This is a genomic window from Sorangium sp. So ce887, assembly GCF_051521455.1.
GTDB lineage: Bacteria > Myxococcota_A > Polyangia > Polyangiales > Polyangiaceae > Sorangium.
The window spans coordinates 6,279,960-6,294,850 of the sequence record NZ_CP150354.1 but is presented as its reverse complement, the minus strand read 5'-3'; the positions used below and the strand labels follow the sequence as shown (position 1 = coordinate 6,294,850).

Sequence of the window (14,891 nt, the reverse complement as noted above, 5' to 3'; positions counted from 1 at the left end):
CGTGAGCGCTGCAGCACTTCCTGACGCCGGGCCCGTTTCGCCCGCCGCGCCCGCCGGGCCCGCCGAGCCACAAGGCCCGCCTGCCGCCCGCCATCACGGGTCGGCCCCCAAGGGGCCGCTGAACCACCTCACGCACGCGGTCGCGCTGGTGATCCTGTTCGGGGTGCTCTACGCGACGACGCGCGCGGTCCCCCACGACCACGGGCTGGCGGGCACCATCGCCTCGATCGGCTTCCTCCTGCTCGCCGGCACGCTCGCGAGCGAGCTCGTCGAGCCGCTCCGCCTGCCGCACCTCTCGGGCTACATCCTCGCGGGCATCATCGCGGGGCCGCACGTCCTCAAGCTCGTCGACCACCACGCCGTCGAGGAGATCTCCCGGGTCAACGCGCTGGCGCTGGCGCTCATCGCGCTCGCCGGCGGGGCCGAGCTCCGGATCGAGATCGTCAAGAAGAGCCTGAAGAGCCTCCTCTTGCACAACGTCGTCCAGACCGTCCTCGTCTTCGTGGCGATGACCGGCGTCTTCTACGCCGCGCGCTCGCTCGTCCCGTTCGCCGCCGATCTCTCGACCACCGCGGCGTTCGGCGTGGCGATCCTCTGGGGCGTGATCGCGGTCACCCGCAGCCCTTCGGCCGTGCTCGGCATCCTCTCGCAGACGCGCGCGACGGGGCCTGTCGCGATGAACACGCTCGCGTTCGTGATGACGTCGGACATCATCGTCATCGTCGTGACGGCGATCGCGCTCTCCACGGTGCGGCCGCTCATCGAGCCGGGCACGACGATGTCCATGCACGAGATCGAGCTGCTCGGCCGCGAGATCCTCGGGAGCATCTCGATCGGCACGACCCTCGGGCTCGCGCTCGCGGCCTACATGCGGCTCATCGGCCGGCAGCTCATCCTGGTGTTCGTGGCGCTCGGCTTCGGCGCCACGGAGGTGCTGCGTTACCTCCGGTTCGACGCGCTGCTCGTGTTCGTGGTCGCCGGGTTCGTCGTCGCGAACCTGTCGAAGCAGGGCGAGAAGCTGGTGCACGCCGTCGAGGACGCCGCGAGCGTGGTGTTCGTGCTGTTCTTCGCGACCGCGGGCGCGCACCTCGACTTGCCGTTGCTCCGGCTGATGTGGCCTGTCGCGCTGCTCTTCGGCGTGTCGCGCGCCCTCGTGACCTTCGTGGCGAGCCGGATCGGCAACCGGCTCGCGGACGACCCGCCGGTGCTCCGGAAGTGGGCCTGGTGCGGCCTGGTCTCGCAGGCCGGGCTCACGCTGGGCATCAGCCTGACGATCGAGCGCGCGTTCCCGAGCCTGGGCGCCGGCTTCCGCGCGCTCGTCGTGGGGTGCGTGGCGCTGAACGAGGTGGTCGGTCCGATCCTCTTCAAGTACGCGCTCGACCGCGCCGGCGAGACGGCCGTCGAGGCCTCGCGCGGGTCGCTGCCGAACATCGGGCGCCACGGGTGATCTGCGGCCGGCTCACGGGGTGAACCGGAGCGAGTAGCTCACCACGGTGGGGCCTTTCCTCGGCTTGAGGAAGTCGATCCGCTCGAAGACGCCGACGACGCACGTCGTGAACGCCTCGCCCTTGAGCGCCGTCCGTGGCTTGCGCACCTCGGCCTTGCCGCCGTCCTTCTCGATGCGCAGGTCGATCCCGAAGTCGCCGGCCTTCGCCGGGTCCTCCGCGAGCGCGAAGCAGCGGCGGAAGTCGTCGAAGTGGGGGGCGACCGAGCGCTTGATCGGCTCCTTGGTGAAGTCGTCGTGCGGCCCGCCGCCGATGTGCATGCCGATGTTCGCGACCTTCACCTTCGGGAGCGGCGCGGCGTCGGCTGGGGCCGTCGGGTCGGCAGCGGCGCTAGCGGTGGGGGCGGCGGGCGCGGCGGAGGCTGCGGCGCTCGCCGCGGGAGCTGCGCTCGCGGCTGCGGAGGGCGGCGACGGCGCGGCGCTCGGGGGCGCGGATTGCGTCGCCGCCATCGGGGGCGCGACGCTGCGGTCGGTGCGCTCGCTCGGGGGCGTGGTGCGGGGCGAGCAGCCTGCTGCCGCGGCGGCGAAGGCGAGGGGAGCAGAGAGCGCGAGGAGGAACGGAGCGGGACGGCGCATGATGGCGCGCGAATCTACTGCGGCTCGCGGCGATCCAGGAAGCGCGGACGGCGCGGTGCGCCTTGGCGCCTTTGCGTTTTTTCTGTTCTCTCTCTACGGCCCCGTCGCCTCCCGCCGCTTCCGCACCGCGTCGTTGTGCTCGTCCAGGCTCTCGCTGAACCTGTGGCGGCCCCCGCCGGCCGCCACGAAGTAGAGGTATTTCGTCGCCGCCGGCGCGAGCACGGCCGCGATCGACGGCGCCCCCGGGTTGGCGATCGGCCCGGGCGGCAGCCCCGGGTGCGCGTAGGTGCTGTAGCGATTCCTCGGGTCGCGCACCACGGCGGGCGTGGGCTTGCCGCCCCACTCGGCGCACGACGGCGCCTGCTCGGGCCACGCGACGCAGCCGTAGAGCGCCGTCGCGTCGGACTGCAGCCGCCGCGAGCGGAACGCCGGATCGAGGAGCCGGTTCAGGAACACGCTCGCGATGAGCGGCCGCTCCTCCGCGACGACCGCCTCCTTCTCGACGATGGAGGCGAGCGTCAGCACCTCGCGGCGACCCCAGCCGAGCGTCGCCTGGAGCGCGGCGAGCCCGTCCTTGCTCTCGCCCGCGAGCGCGCTCCAGCGCCGGTCGGACTCGGCGACGAGGCGCTTCGCGACCTCGCGCGCGTCGGTGTCCAGCGCGAGCTCGTACGTCGCCGGAAAGAGGTACCCCTCCGCGCTCTCGGCCCCCACGGCGCCGCCGCGCTCGATGCCGAGCGCGTCCAGGAACGCGCCGTCCGCGGTCGCGGCGAGGAACGTCTTCCTGCCGGCGACGTGCAAATTCTCCAGCCGGGCCGCGATGTCGAAGCGGTTCCAGCCCTCGGGGATCGTGACCTTCGCCGTGGGACGCCCCTCCGCGCGCGTGAGCAGCTGCCGCAGCTCCCGCGGCGTCGCGCCCTCGAAGAGCAGGTGCGGGCCCGGCACGAACCCCTCGGTGCCGCCCGTGGCGCCGAGGTACAGCGCCGTCGCGCGCTCGCTCTCCACGAGCCCCTCGGCCCAGAGGAGCGAGGCCGCCTCGCCCGCGTCGAGCCCCTCCGGCCAGTTGATCTCCACGACGCGCCCCCGGTCCGGGGCCCTCATGCGCCCGAAGCCGATGACCAGCGCGAGCAGCGCCGCGCCCGCCGCCGCGAGCGCGCCCGCGAGCCCGAGGAGCAGCGCCCGCCCGCGCTTCGGCCAGGGCCGCGCCGGGCGTCGCGACGCCGGCGCGCGTTGCCCCGCGCCGCGCGCGCGCCGCGCAGGGGTGGTCTTCCGGGTCGACGGCGAGGGCTCGCGCGGGGGCGAGCCCTGCGCGCCGTCGCCACCCGTCCGTCGGTTTCCCGGCCGGCTCGCCTTAGGTCGAACGCCCACCGCCGGGAGTCAAAACCCGAAAGCCCGACCCGCGTCAACGCCCGGGCTGCGGCGCGCGCGGCCAGCCGCGCCGGCCAGCCGCGCCGCCGCCGCCTGCCCCGCGCCGCGCGTCAGCGGGCGAGATCGAAGGCGTCCGCCTCGTTGCGGCGGACGGCGGCCTTGCCCTCGCGGGACTTCGCCGGGGCCGGCAGCGCCGCCGGGGCCTGCGCGAAGCCGCCCGGCTTCGCGGGGGCGGCCGGCGGCGGCGTGGCGAAGCCCGTGTCGGCCCGCTCCAGCGCGGCGAGCTGGCCCTCGAAATCGGACGCCACGTCCTTCGCGCGGCTCGTCGGCGCGCTGCGCTTCGCCTTGTCGGCTGCGCTCCGCAGCGACTGCTGCTGCGCGTCGAGCTTGCTGCGCGCCTCGTCGAGCCGACCCTGCTCGAACAGGAAGTTGGCCTGCTTCAGCGTCGCCGCTGTCTCGCTGCGCTGCACGCGCCCCGCGACGAGCGCGTCGAGCTCGCTCGCGTCGGCGTCGCGGTCCGCGAGCGCGACGCCGAGCTTGCCCTCGCACCGGGCGTCGGTCTTCGCGACGAGATCCCGGTAAGCGAGGCCGACGTCGGCGATCGGAGACTCGCCGCGCCCGTCGCCGCCGAGGCCGTCGAGGCGCACCTTGAGCAGCACCGTCTTCACCTCCCCCGCCGCGAACGCGCCGAGCGGCACGATGACCTGGTCGCCGGCCCGCCGGAACGAGCGATCGAAGACCCGATCGAGCGTGACGCCGGGCGCGAGATCGATCGCGAGCTCCGCGCCGTTCGCGATGGTGGCGGTGAGCTGCTCCGCCTCCGCCTCGAAGATGCGCGCGAGCGCGGCGTCGTTCTCGACGAAGTAGTGCCGGCCGTTCGAGTCGAGCGCGATCGCCGACAGGATCTTCTCATTGTAGTCGACGTCGACCCCGATGGTCGTGATGCTCACGCCGCGGTCGCGCGCCCGCTGCGCCATCGCGCGGAAGCCGGGGAGGTCGCGGACCCCGTGGTTGGCGTCGCCGTCGCTGAGGACGAGCATCCGGCTCACGCCGCCGCCCGTCTGTCCGAGCAGCGAGAGGCCCTCCTCGATGCCGCAGGAGATGCACGTGTCGCCGCCGAGCGAGATGCCGCGGACGCTCGCGAGGATGCGGCCGCGCGTGTCCGGCGCGACGGTCGTGGGCGGGACGACCACGGTCGTCCTCGTGTCGAAGGTGACCACCGACACGACGTCGCCGTCGTTCATGCGGCTCACGGCGGTCGTCGCCGCCTGGACGGCGTTGGCGAGGCGGGTGCCCTTCATCGAGCCGGAGCGATCGATGACCAGCGAGAGGCTCGCCTGCGCCTGCGTCTTCGTGGGCGACCCGTCGCTGCGGACCTCGAAACTCAGGAACGTCTCCTGCGCCGAGCGGGGGAGGCGGGCGTGACCGACGCGCCCCTCCAGCATCAGCCTGGATCCGGCGGTGAAGCGGCTCGGGTCGACCGCGGCCACGGCGCCGCCCGCCACCTCCGGGACCACGCGGGGCGGCTCGGCGGTCACCTCGGTGGCCACCTCCGTCGCGTCCCGGCCCCCGGACGGTGCGAGCGAGTAGACCGAGAGGCTCGTGAACATCATGCCGAGGGCGGAGAACAGGGCGACATGGGTCGGCTTCATGGCTCCTCCAGAGAACTGCCTGCGTCCCTCGACCTTACGCCCTTACGCCGGGCTCACGGCGGAGGGACCGCAGGCGTGAGCCCTTCTACGTCGTCGGGCCCGGAACGATCTGACGGCTCCACGGTCGGCCGGATCCCGGCGGCGCGGAGGGCGCTCCAGGGCGGGATGCTCCCGATGAGGACGAGCACGGCGTCGCAGGGGTGCGCCAGCGCCCCCGACGGCGAGGCGAGGGTCGCCACGAGCGCGCCGCGCGGATCTCGGGCGAGCGCGGCGACGTCGGTCTCGAACCGGAGCGAGAGGCGGGACGCGGCTGCAAGTCGTCGTATCTCCTCTATATTTCGCGTCTTCCCGCGCCGGAACCCGCCGCCGCGGTAGACGACGGTGACCTCGGTGGCCGGCTGGCGGGACAGCGCGATGGCGGCCTCCATGGCGACGTCGCCGAGCCCGACGATCAGCACCCGGCTGCCGGCGAGGCTCCGCGCATCGGCGAGGTGGTAGTACACGCGTCCCTCCACCTCGGCGGACAGCTCGCACGGAAGGCGGCGCGGCGAGCCGCGCTGGCCGAGGGCGAGCAGCACGCGTCGCGCCCGGCGCTCGGTGCGCGGCCCGCCGTCGCGCGGCTCGGTGACGACGACGAAGCCTGGCGGGGCCTCGCCGGCGGCGCGCGCGGTATCGCGCGTGTCGCCTGAACCGAGGCGCGCGACCGACACCATCCGGGTATCTTGCAGGATGGGGAGCCGCTCCTTGCGCACGATGCGGAGCCAGTGGGAGAGGAGCTCCTCCTTTGTCGACTCCTTCAGCCACAGCTTCCCGGTCATGGGCAGGTCGAGCGGCTGATCGAAGACCAGCTTGCCGCGCGGGAAGCTCTGGATGCTCTGCGCCACGCTGCCCTGCTCGATCACCTCGAACGAGAGGCCGAGCTCCTTGGCGCGCAGCGCGGCGCTGATCCCGGCGGGCCCGGCGCCGACGATGATCAGATCGAGCCCGGGGCCGCGCGGGCCGGCCTGCCGCAGGTCCTCCGCGACGCGCGTCGCCGCGTGCGCGCCCTGGTGGATGGCGTTCTTGATGAGGGGGAGGCCGGTGACGTCGCCGGCGAGGTACAGGCCCGGCACGTCGAGGCTCCCGAGGTCGTCGCCGAGGCGCGGGCGATCGGCGATGGGCGCGCCGCCCTCGATGGTGAGCGACCCGTTGGGGCAGCGCTGCTCGCACAGGGTGAGGCCGCAGCACGCCTCGGGGCGGGCCACGACGGCGACGTACCGCTCGATGGCGAGCACGTCGTACGGGCACGCGTCGACGCACGCGTAGCAGCCGAGGCAGGTGGTCGTGTCGATGCGGGGCAGGCGCACGCGCGCCGCGGGGCGCAGCATCGCCTCGGCCGCCTCGGCCGCCTCGGCGTCGCGCGAAGGCCGCCGCGCGCGCCGCGCGTGGGCGCCGCGGGCGCCCGCGAACGCGAGGCCGGCGGCGGCGAGGCCGGCGCCCATCCAGAGCAGGGCGCGGCCGGGGGGCAGCGCGCTGCCGGGGGGAGCGTTCCCGTGGGGCGCGCTCCCGTGGGGCACCGCGCCCGTCACGACCGGCAAGGCCGCGGCGGCGTCGCGCGCCGCGTCCCACGCGAGGGCGCGGTCCTCGGTGTGCTGGCCGCTGCACACGCCGCTGCTACTGCCGCGGCGGCCGCTGCTGCTGCCGCGGTCGGCGCGGACGATGGCGGCGTCCTCGGGGAGGGCGGGGCGGTGCTCGTCGAAGCAGGTGATCGGCCGGGCGTCGCCGAGCGGCGCCTGCGCCGCCACGAGGCAGCGCGCGATCGGGTCGCGCGGCGCGGCGAGGTCGTGGCACGGCGTGCAGCTCCCGGCGGTGACGATCGCGACGGTGGCCGGCTGGCTCGGGCGGAAGGCCGTTGGCGGGAGCTCCACCTCGGCGCCCGGCGCGAAGCGCACCGGCGGACTCGTGGGGTCGAACACGACGCCCTGGTCTCCGCGGTGGATCGGGTGGCATGTGGCGCAGCCCAGCGCGCCGCTCGCGAGCAGCTGCGCGTGGCTCCTGCGGGTGGACCCGTGGTCGCCGTGGCACCCCGTGCAGGCCTGGTCCAGGCGCGCGCCCGTGGCGGTTTCGTGCGGCGCGGCGGCTTTGCGCGGGGCGGCGGGCGCCTGCTCGATATGGCACGACGCGCACGCGAGCTGCGCGCGCGCGTGGGGGAGCGAGAGCGGCCCCGGCGCCGCGTGCCCCCCCGGCGGCGGGAAGAGCAGCGCCGCCGCGCCGGTCGCGACGGCGCCGGCCAGCGTGGCCGGCAGCACGCCGCGGAAGCGGGTGACGTCGGAGGTCGACTCGGCGCGGCGCGCGGCGCGTCCGCGGACGACCTCCCGCGGCTGGGCGGCGCGCTGGCGCGGATCCGACAGGTCGGCGCGGTAGAGCGTCCTCGATGGGTCGGGCGAGCGCGCCGCCTCCCCGGAGGCGCCGCCGGACGGCGCCTCCGTCCCGCTCCCCCGGCCGCTCGGGCTAGAGGATCGTGACATTCAGTCGATAGAAGAAGGTCGCGTCGGGGACGAGCTCTGCGGCCCTGACCCTCACATGGTAGGTGCCCTCGGCCAGGTCGGTGACCGACGCGGAGGAGCAATAGCCGAGCCCCGAGTCCTCGTCCGATGCGAGCACCGCGGCCCCGTCGTCGCCCAGGATCTCGATGTAGCTGTCGAGCCGCCCGGTCATGCAGGCCTCGGTGCCGTTGTCGCTGACGGTCGCGATCAGGGTCGAGCTCGGCCCGGGCACGCTCACGGCGACCACGTCGACGTCGCCTGCCGGAGAGATCTCCGCGAGCCACGGGGCGGCGTGGGCGTCGGCCTGCGCCGGCGTGTTGTTGGGCTCCGTCTCGTCGAGCTCGAAGCGGCAGGCGGCGCTGCACCCGTCGCCGGCCGTCGTGTTGCCGTCGTCGCATTGCTCACCGTCGGTCGCGTCCCCGTCCCCGCAGACCTCGGGGACGAGCGTCACGAGGAGCCGGTAGGGAGCCCGCTGCTCGGCGCCGACGTTCGCCGTGACGCGGACGTAGTAGTCGCCCGCCGGGAGCGCCGGTGCGACGGCGAGAGCGCAGTGGCCGACGCCCCCGAACTCGCGTCGCACGAGCAGCGCGCCGCTCTCGTCCAGGATTTCGATCGCGGTGTCGAGCCGGCCGTTGAGGCAGTCGGAGCTCGTAACGTCGGAGGTCTCCGCGATGAGCACCGTGGGGCCGCTCGGCACGGTGACGTGCACGACGTCCACGTCATCCGGCGGATCGATGGAGGCGAAGAACGGGACCGCGTGGGGGTTGGCCGAGGCGATGGCGTTGTTCGGCTCGGTCTCGGTCACCTCGAGCCGGCAGTCGTCGGTGCACCCGTCGTCCGGCTGACCGACGAGGTTGTCGCACTCCTCGGCTGGATCCTGGATGCGGTCGCCGCAGACCGTCTCGCGGCTCCTCACGCCGAGCTCGAACGCGCCGGTCTGGCCCTCGTCCGCCGCGCCCGCGACGACCACATAGAACGCGTCGCCCTCGCGGACGGGGACGGTGAGCCGGTTCTCGATGCCCGCGCCGGCGCTGACGCCGCCGCAATGGAGCTCCGTCGCGGCGTCGTCGCAGGCGCCGCGCAGCACGGCCAGGAGCGCGGCGTCGGTCCCCGGGGTCAACACCACGTCGAGGAACCCGGTGGTGGTCGCCGTGAACGTGTAGGCGACGCCCGGCAACCCCGCCGTGCACCCGCCCTCGACGGCCGCGTGGCCGCTGATGTCGCCGGTGACGAACGCGGGATCCGCCAGCGCCACCGGGGCGGCGCACAGGTCCGCGCAGGCCGCCTCGCACTCCGGATCGCTGCAGTCGGCGCTGCCGTCGCCGTCGTTGTCGCGGCCGTCCTGGCACCCCTCGACGCCCGCGCAGCCCGACGTGTCGACGGTGCACTCGGCGCTGCACCCGAGCTGGCCGCTCTCGAAGCCGAAGCTCTGGCACGTGGCGTTCCTGACATCGGGCCCGTCGCACGCCTCGTCCAGCTCGGCGGCGCCGTCGCCGCAGGCGGCGGGCGCGGCGCCGCCGCCGCCCTCGTCGCCGCCCCCGCCGCCGCCCTCACCGCCGGCGGCCCCCGTTCCGCCGGTGGGAGACGGCCTCGGCCGGTTGTCGTCGTCTCCGCCGCACGCCGCCGCGGCGATCGCCGCGGCGGAGAGCAGCGCGAAGACCGTGATGCCGCGGCTCACTCGGAATCCGGACATGAATACGTGATCTCCCAGTCTTGCACCTGAACACCGCCTCCGCCCGTGCTCGTCGGATTGAGCCTCATCTGGACCTCGAGGTACTCGGTCCGGGCGTCCGGGAGCTCTTCCAGCACGTCGAACAGATCGACCGCGCACGGCGGCGCCGAGCTCTCATCGCAGATCCGCGTGTCGGTCGGCGCCGCTTGCGCGGTGGCGGCGAGCCGCACCGTCGCCCCGCTGAGATCGTCGGGATCGTCGGCCGATCGCACGAAGAACTCGACGCTCGAGTCGCCCGGCGTCGCCGTCCTGTACCTGAGATACCCCCACTGGGTCTTGGTCCCCGGCGGGCAGACGCCGTGGTAGCGCTCCCAGCTCGTGGTGATCGGTGTGAGGCTCGTGGTCACGCACGGGACGGTCGCGCGGACCTTCCCCGGGCTGTCGCGGAGATCGGAGCACGTCTGCGGGCAGAGCTTGACGCTCGTGTTCGTCGCGTCGGCGAAGTACCAGCCGCTGCCGCAACTGCCCAGCCCGGCGGGCCGGGGCGTGAGGGTGGTCTCGGTGCCGGCGCCGTCCACGTGGACGACGGACACCGAGGCGGGATCCGAGACACCGGCGAGGGGGACCGTCACGTCGCACGGGAGCGCCTCTCCGCGGATCGAGACGAGCGCGTTGAGGAGGCTGCCCTGCAGCGCCGTGCCTGCGGTGAGATTGTACGCCTGTCCGCCGCCGCGAGCGGCGATGAGGTTGATGATCTCCGCGTTCGAGTTGCCGAAGCCCACCGCGTGCACGCGGACGCCGTGGTTCTCGAAGGCGTTTCCCGCCAGGTTCGCGATGCGGTTCGGGACGGTTTCGCAGTGCGACGGGATGCCGTCGGTCACGAACACGACAGCGACCTCCTCCTCGGGGTGGGCGGTCTTATAGTTGATCGCCCAGGCCGTGGCGCCGTCGAGCGCCGGGTACATCGGCGTATCGCCGGAGGGCATCGGGAAGTCGACGAACGCCTGCAGGAGCCTGATCTCTTGCTGATCGCCCATCAACGCGGATTGCTCGGTCAACCTGTCGGCTGCGGCGCCGTTGAACGGGACGAGCGGCAGCGCACAGCCGCCGCCGCCGGCGGGCTGGCAGTTGGGGCTGTCGTTGCAAGCGCCGGGGTTGTCGAGCGGCCAGAACCGGAACGCGACGCCGAGCCCCGCCGACGCCGGATCTTTGAAGAACTCCTTGAGGGCGTTGGTCGCCGGGATCCATCGACTGTTGCGCGCCAAGGGGTCCGGCGTGGTCGCCCACATCGAGCCGGATCGATCGAGCGACACGAACATGGTCACCGGCCTGATCAGCGAGATGCTGGCCGTGGCGATGCAGCCCGGCGACTCGCACATGGCCGATTGATAGATGCTCCCGTTGTTGGCGCACTCGCACTCGGCGATCTGCCCTGGGCCCGGCGGGTTGACGATGAGCTCCATGCCGTCGGCGACGCCTGTGCAGCCGGCCACGCTGATGCACTCGCCCGGGGCGATCGGCTGCGTGGTCGTGCAGGCGAGGGTGCCGCCGCTCGGGCTGCACGAGTCCAGGACCTGGCTCGGGGCCGAGGAGGGGAGCTGGCCCGCGCCCGCGGCGTAGCGGTGAATCGCGATGCCCGCGGGGGCCGGCGTGTTGCCGCGGTTGCAGACCGGGATCGTCCCGCCGCAGGGCACGCCGACCGTGAGATCCACGCCGGTGCATGCGGGGTTCGTCTGGTTCGGCAGGTAGGCCTTGCAGAGGCCCCGTTGCTGGTCTGGATCGGTGCTGCAGGTGGAGCCGCACAGCTGCTCGACAAGGTCGACGCACGTGGCGTCCCAGACCTGGGTCGGTGGGGTGCACGTCTTCCCAGGGCACTCGGTAGCCACGAGATCGACGCACTCGGAGCTCCAGGTCCCCGCGCACCTGCCGTTGGAAAGGACGCTTCCCGGCGGGCACACGCCGCTGAGCGGGAGGCAACGTCGCGGGGTGCCGGGCAGCACCGTAGGGCAGGTGAAGTTCATTCCGAAGACGGCCGTGCACTGCGTGGTCATCGTGCACCTGAAGTCGCAGCAGAGCGGGTCGGCCGCGCAGATGTTGGCGATGCACGGGTCGCCGCACGTCGCGGTCATGTGGGTCGCGACGCCGGGGGCATCCTCGCAGGCGTCATGCCCGCAGTCGGCCGGGATGGTCGTCTGGGTGCAGCAGTTCGGGTTCGCCTCGCAGACCTTCGCGACGCAGCCGCTGCAGGTCGACAGGAGCGAGAGGCCCGTCTCGCACGGATTGTGGGCGCACGCGCCCTGCGCGGGGTGCTCGCAGTACTGGTCGAACTGGCAGTCCTCGCTGGTCGTGCAGGGCTGGTGCGTGCCTTCCCGCGCGACGTCCTCGGGCAGCTCGTTGATGTCCCCGACCGACCACGTGTACGTGGTGCCGACCCCCGAGAGATCGATGGGCCCCCCGTCCGGCACCTCCTCGAACGACTGGCACGACGGGTCGCACGGGTTGGTCGCGCAGAGACCCGCGTCGGAAGCCTCCGAGTTGGCGAGCGGGCGCGGATACCCGCTCTCGCCGCTCCCGCGGGGCGAAGGCCCGAGCGGCGACCTCAGCATCGTCATCGTCCCTTCGCAGGTGCCGTAGCGCCCTTCCTCGCACCTGCGGATCCCGTCCATGCATGTCAGCACGCCCTCGTGCTCACCGACGGTGATGTGACACTCCGCCTCTTCGCCGTCGACGCACGGGTCACCCGTGCCCGTCCCCGCGTCGGGCCCGCCCGTCCCGTCCTGCGGCCCCGGGGGGCCGCTGTCGTCTCCGCTGCACGCCCCGGCGATCACCGCCGACGCCGTGAGCAGCGTGACCAGCAGCAGCGCTCTCGGCGCCCACGCCTCGGCGGAGCCTGATCCGAAGAGCGCTCCCATCCACTTGGTCGAGGGACCAGCCATCAGCTTTTCTACCTTCCACTGGGGTGGTGTCGGGAAAATTGTACCTGGGCGTTGAAGGCAAAGTCCAGGCCTCTCGCCCGCGCGCTGCCTGCCGCAAAAAAGGCGGCCGCTGCGCGGAGGTGCGGACGTCGCCGCGCGCGGCGCCGCACGCAAGGCACAAAGAAATGCCGTGCCTCGCAACGATTGCATAGCGCGTCAGAGGCGCTGTCGGCCGACCGCGGCGCGCGTCGCGGGCCGCGCGCGGCGCCTGAGGGCGTGTGGGGCGGCGTGCGCGCGCTCCCGGTCCGCCGCGCGCTCATCGGGGTGCGCTCGCCGCCGTGATCGCGTGGAGCACGAGCAGCGCGGCGGCGACGCCGAACGTGATGATGTGCGCCGGCAGCCCGCCGCGGAGCGCGCCGAGGAGCGCGCGCTGGGCCGGGAGCGCGCGCAGCTCCACGGCGATCCGGATGAGCTCCGCCAGGCCGGCCAGGCGCTCTGCGCCGCGCCCTTCGAGGACGGCGTCGATGCGGGCGCGCAGCGCGCGCTCCTCCTCGCGCAGCCCGCGCCCCGAGGCGAGGAGCGCGAGCGGGCCGAGGGGGCTCTTCAGGTAGGGTACGAGGACCTTCTCGACGATCTTCTTGACCAGATCGCTGCGCCCGCTCACCTCGCGGTAGAAGCGGTCGAGGAGCTCGCGGCGGGCCGCGGCGAAGTCCTCGGGGAGCGCGGCGGTGCGCTCGATCCGGGCGAGGCGCCGCGGCGCGAGCCGGTACGCGAGCGCCGTGAAGGCGCCGGCCGCCGCGGTCGCCCAGAAGGCGAGGTGCAGCGCCGCGCCGAGCGTCGGGCGGCCGGACCGCGGCCACGGCGCGTGCGCGAGCGCGAGGCCGGCCGTGACGAGGCCGATCGCGAGGTGCCCGGACAGCTGCGGGCGCAGTCGGCTCCGGATGGGCGCGGCGTCCCCCGCCTCGTCGGCTGCGCCGCCGCGCCGCCTGGGCCGCATCCACAGCCGCCGCCCCGCGCGCTTCGGGACGGCGTACAAGAGCAGCAGCGCGATCCCCACGGCTGCGGCGACGCCCGCCCAGAGCGCGGCGCCCTCGCCCGGCCGCGCCCCGCCGTGGGCGTGCGCCGACAGCCCCGCCGCGCCGAGCCCTGCCGCCGCGATCGCGCTCCCGGCGAGGAGCGCCGCGTCGCCCCGCTGCCCTGCGGAGCGCTCCTGCTCGCGCCGCGCCCCGCCAAGCAGGTCGCGCACGTCGGCGATCTCCTCCGCCGGGTTCACGCGGAAGATCGACCCTGTGGGGCAGGCCTTCACGCACGCGGGGCCGTCGTGCTCGCGGCACAGATCGCACTTGACGGCGAGGTCCGGAAAGCCCGCGCCGCCCGGGCGCGGCGCGGCGGTGGGGCGGGGCGCGATCGCGATGTTCTCCCAGGGGCACGCCTTGGCGCAGGCGCCGCAGCCGGTGCAGAGCGCGTCGCGGATGAACACCTCGCCCCCCGTGTCCTTGCCGATGGCGCCGGTCGGGCACTCGATCATGCAGGCGGGGCTCTCGCAGTGCTGGCAGGAGTTCGGCAGGAGCAGGCTCCGCGGCGCCTCCTGCGGCGGGCCCGGCGCGATGTCGTCCACCCGCGCGTGCACCTTGTCGCCGCGGCGGACGAGCCGCGAGACCCCGTGCACGTCGGCGCAGGACCACGCGCAGTGCCCGCAGCGCGCGCACGTCTCGAGGTCGATGACCAGGAGGGACCGCGCGACCTGGAGGCGATAGAGGTCCCGGAAGACATGCGCCGTGTCGTTGCGCGCCTGCCCGGCGACGATCGCCTCCTGGGCGGCGTGCTGCTCGCCGGTGATGCGCCGGAGTCGCGGGATCAGATCAGGGTGCCTCCGCGCGAGCCCGGCGAACGTCTTCGACGGTACCGACAGGAGCGCCGCGGCGCCGCTGGCCACGGCGCTCGCCGTCCGGCAGCGACCCTCGTCGAGCTCCACGTCTCCGAAGAAATCGCCCCGGGTGAGGTACGCGCGCACATGGATCCGATCTCCGTCCTCGGTTTGAATTTGCACCATCCCGTCGGCGAGGAGCCACAGCTCGGTCGCGGGATCCCCGGCACGATAGATGGCCTGACCGCGCTCGAAGCGACGATGACTCACCGCGTCAAGGAGAATCTCGATGTCCTCTGGATCGAGATCGCGCGTGAAGGCAAGGGTGCTGAGGAGGTCGCGCGTGGCGCTCCTCCGCAGGCCGCGCTCGAGCTTCTCGGCGACCTCGGCCTTGCCGGAGCGGCCGGCCGCGCGGCGGAACAGGTGGACTGGAATCTCCGCGAGCACGCTGGGCGCGAGCGCGACCGCGGTGGTCCTGCGCGACATCCCCACGACCGCCTCCTCCCCGAGGACATCGCCTACAGCGGCGGTGCGCACCTCGGTATCGCGATCGTCTCCGCGGCGTGTCGCGCGCAGGGCGATGCGCCCGGAAGCGACGACGAAGAACGCATCGCCCGCGTCGCCGGCGCGATAGACGACCTCGTCGGTCGAGGGGGAGCGGAGCCTACCTGCCTCGGCGATCTCGCGCCGGGCGCGCTCGTCGAGGCCTCGCAGCAAGGGGGCGTTGAACACGCCCGGCGGCCAGGCGTCGGGGCGCTCGCGCGCCGCGCCGCGCGCATCGACGTCACTGTGGTCCGATGAGGGCATCAGCAGGG

Annotated in this window: 8 protein-coding genes; 1 reads left to right on the top strand and 7 read right to left on the bottom strand. The window is 73.9% G+C overall.

Features of this window, described 5'->3' with window-relative positions:
- Position 1: 1 nt before the first annotated feature.
- Positions 2–1,447 carry a cation:proton antiporter gene (locus tag WMF36_RS23190; RefSeq protein ID WP_437581812.1) on the top strand — a complete coding sequence of 482 codons (1,446 nt, stop codon included), beginning with the start codon at positions 2–4 and terminating at the stop codon, positions 1,445–1,447.
- A 12-nt stretch (positions 1,448–1,459) separates the two neighbouring features.
- Here the strand turns inward: WMF36_RS23190 and WMF36_RS23185 are convergent, their stop codons facing one another.
- The 7 genes from WMF36_RS23185 to WMF36_RS23155 all read right to left on the bottom strand — a co-directional run bounded on the left by WMF36_RS23185 (position 1,460) and on the right by WMF36_RS23155 (position 14,883).
- Positions 1,460–2,080, bottom strand: a complete 621-nt coding sequence (locus WMF36_RS23185; RefSeq protein WP_437581811.1) for a hypothetical protein — start codon at positions 2,078–2,080, stop codon at positions 1,460–1,462.
- A gap of 93 nt (positions 2,081–2,173) precedes the next feature.
- Positions 2,174–3,445 (bottom strand): endolytic transglycosylase MltG, encoded by a 1,272-nt coding sequence (mltG, locus tag WMF36_RS23180; protein WP_437581810.1) that lies wholly within the window; start codon positions 3,443–3,445, stop codon positions 2,174–2,176.
- Positions 3,446–3,555: 110 nt separating this feature from the next.
- The gene (locus WMF36_RS23175; protein ID WP_437581809.1) at positions 3,556–5,097 is read right to left on the bottom strand and encodes a vWA domain-containing protein; all 1,542 of its coding nucleotides are present in this window, start codon (positions 5,095–5,097) and stop codon (positions 3,556–3,558) included.
- Positions 5,098–5,150: 53 nt separating this feature from the next.
- Positions 5,151–7,604, bottom strand: coding sequence for an NAD(P)-binding domain-containing protein (locus WMF36_RS23170; protein ID WP_437581808.1), 2,454 nt, complete (start codon positions 7,602–7,604; stop codon positions 5,151–5,153).
- Positions 7,588–9,315: a DUF4215 domain-containing protein gene (locus tag WMF36_RS23165; protein ID WP_437581807.1), complete on the bottom strand. Its 1,728-nt coding sequence runs from the start codon at positions 9,313–9,315 to the stop codon at positions 7,588–7,590. The genes WMF36_RS23170 and WMF36_RS23165 overlap by 17 nt, the downstream gene beginning before the upstream one ends.
- Positions 9,297–12,230, bottom strand: coding sequence for a vWA domain-containing protein (locus WMF36_RS23160; RefSeq protein WP_437581806.1), 2,934 nt, complete (start codon positions 12,228–12,230; stop codon positions 9,297–9,299). Before WMF36_RS23160 ends, WMF36_RS23165 begins: the two co-directional genes overlap by 19 nt.
- 295 nt (positions 12,231–12,525) lie before the next feature.
- Positions 12,526–14,883 carry a cyclic nucleotide-binding domain-containing protein gene (locus WMF36_RS23155; protein ID WP_437581805.1) on the bottom strand — a complete coding sequence of 786 codons (2,358 nt, stop codon included), beginning with the start codon at positions 14,881–14,883 and terminating at the stop codon, positions 12,526–12,528.
- Positions 14,884–14,891: the final 8 nt, after the last annotated feature.

Bases quoted from the DNA above. Each gene is read 5' to 3' on its own strand.
- WMF36_RS23185 (WP_437581811.1), bottom strand. From the start codon at position 2,080: ATGCGCCGTCCCGCTCCGTTCCTCCTCGCGCTCTCTGCTCCCCTCGCC.
- WMF36_RS23175 (WP_437581809.1), bottom strand. From the start codon at position 5,097: ATGAAGCCGACCCATGTCGCCCTGTTCTCCGCCCTCGGCATGATGTTC.
- WMF36_RS23170 (WP_437581808.1), bottom strand. From the start codon at position 7,604: ATGTCACGATCCTCTAGCCCGAGCGGCCGGGGGAGCGGGACGGAGGCG.
- WMF36_RS23165 (WP_437581807.1), bottom strand. From the start codon at position 9,315: ATGTCCGGATTCCGAGTGAGCCGCGGCATCACGGTCTTCGCGCTGCTC.
- WMF36_RS23160 (WP_437581806.1), bottom strand. From the start codon at position 12,230: ATGGCTGGTCCCTCGACCAAGTGGATGGGAGCGCTCTTCGGATCAGGC.
- WMF36_RS23155 (WP_437581805.1), bottom strand. From the start codon at position 14,883: ATGCCCTCATCGGACCACAGTGACGTCGATGCGCGCGGCGCGGCGCGC.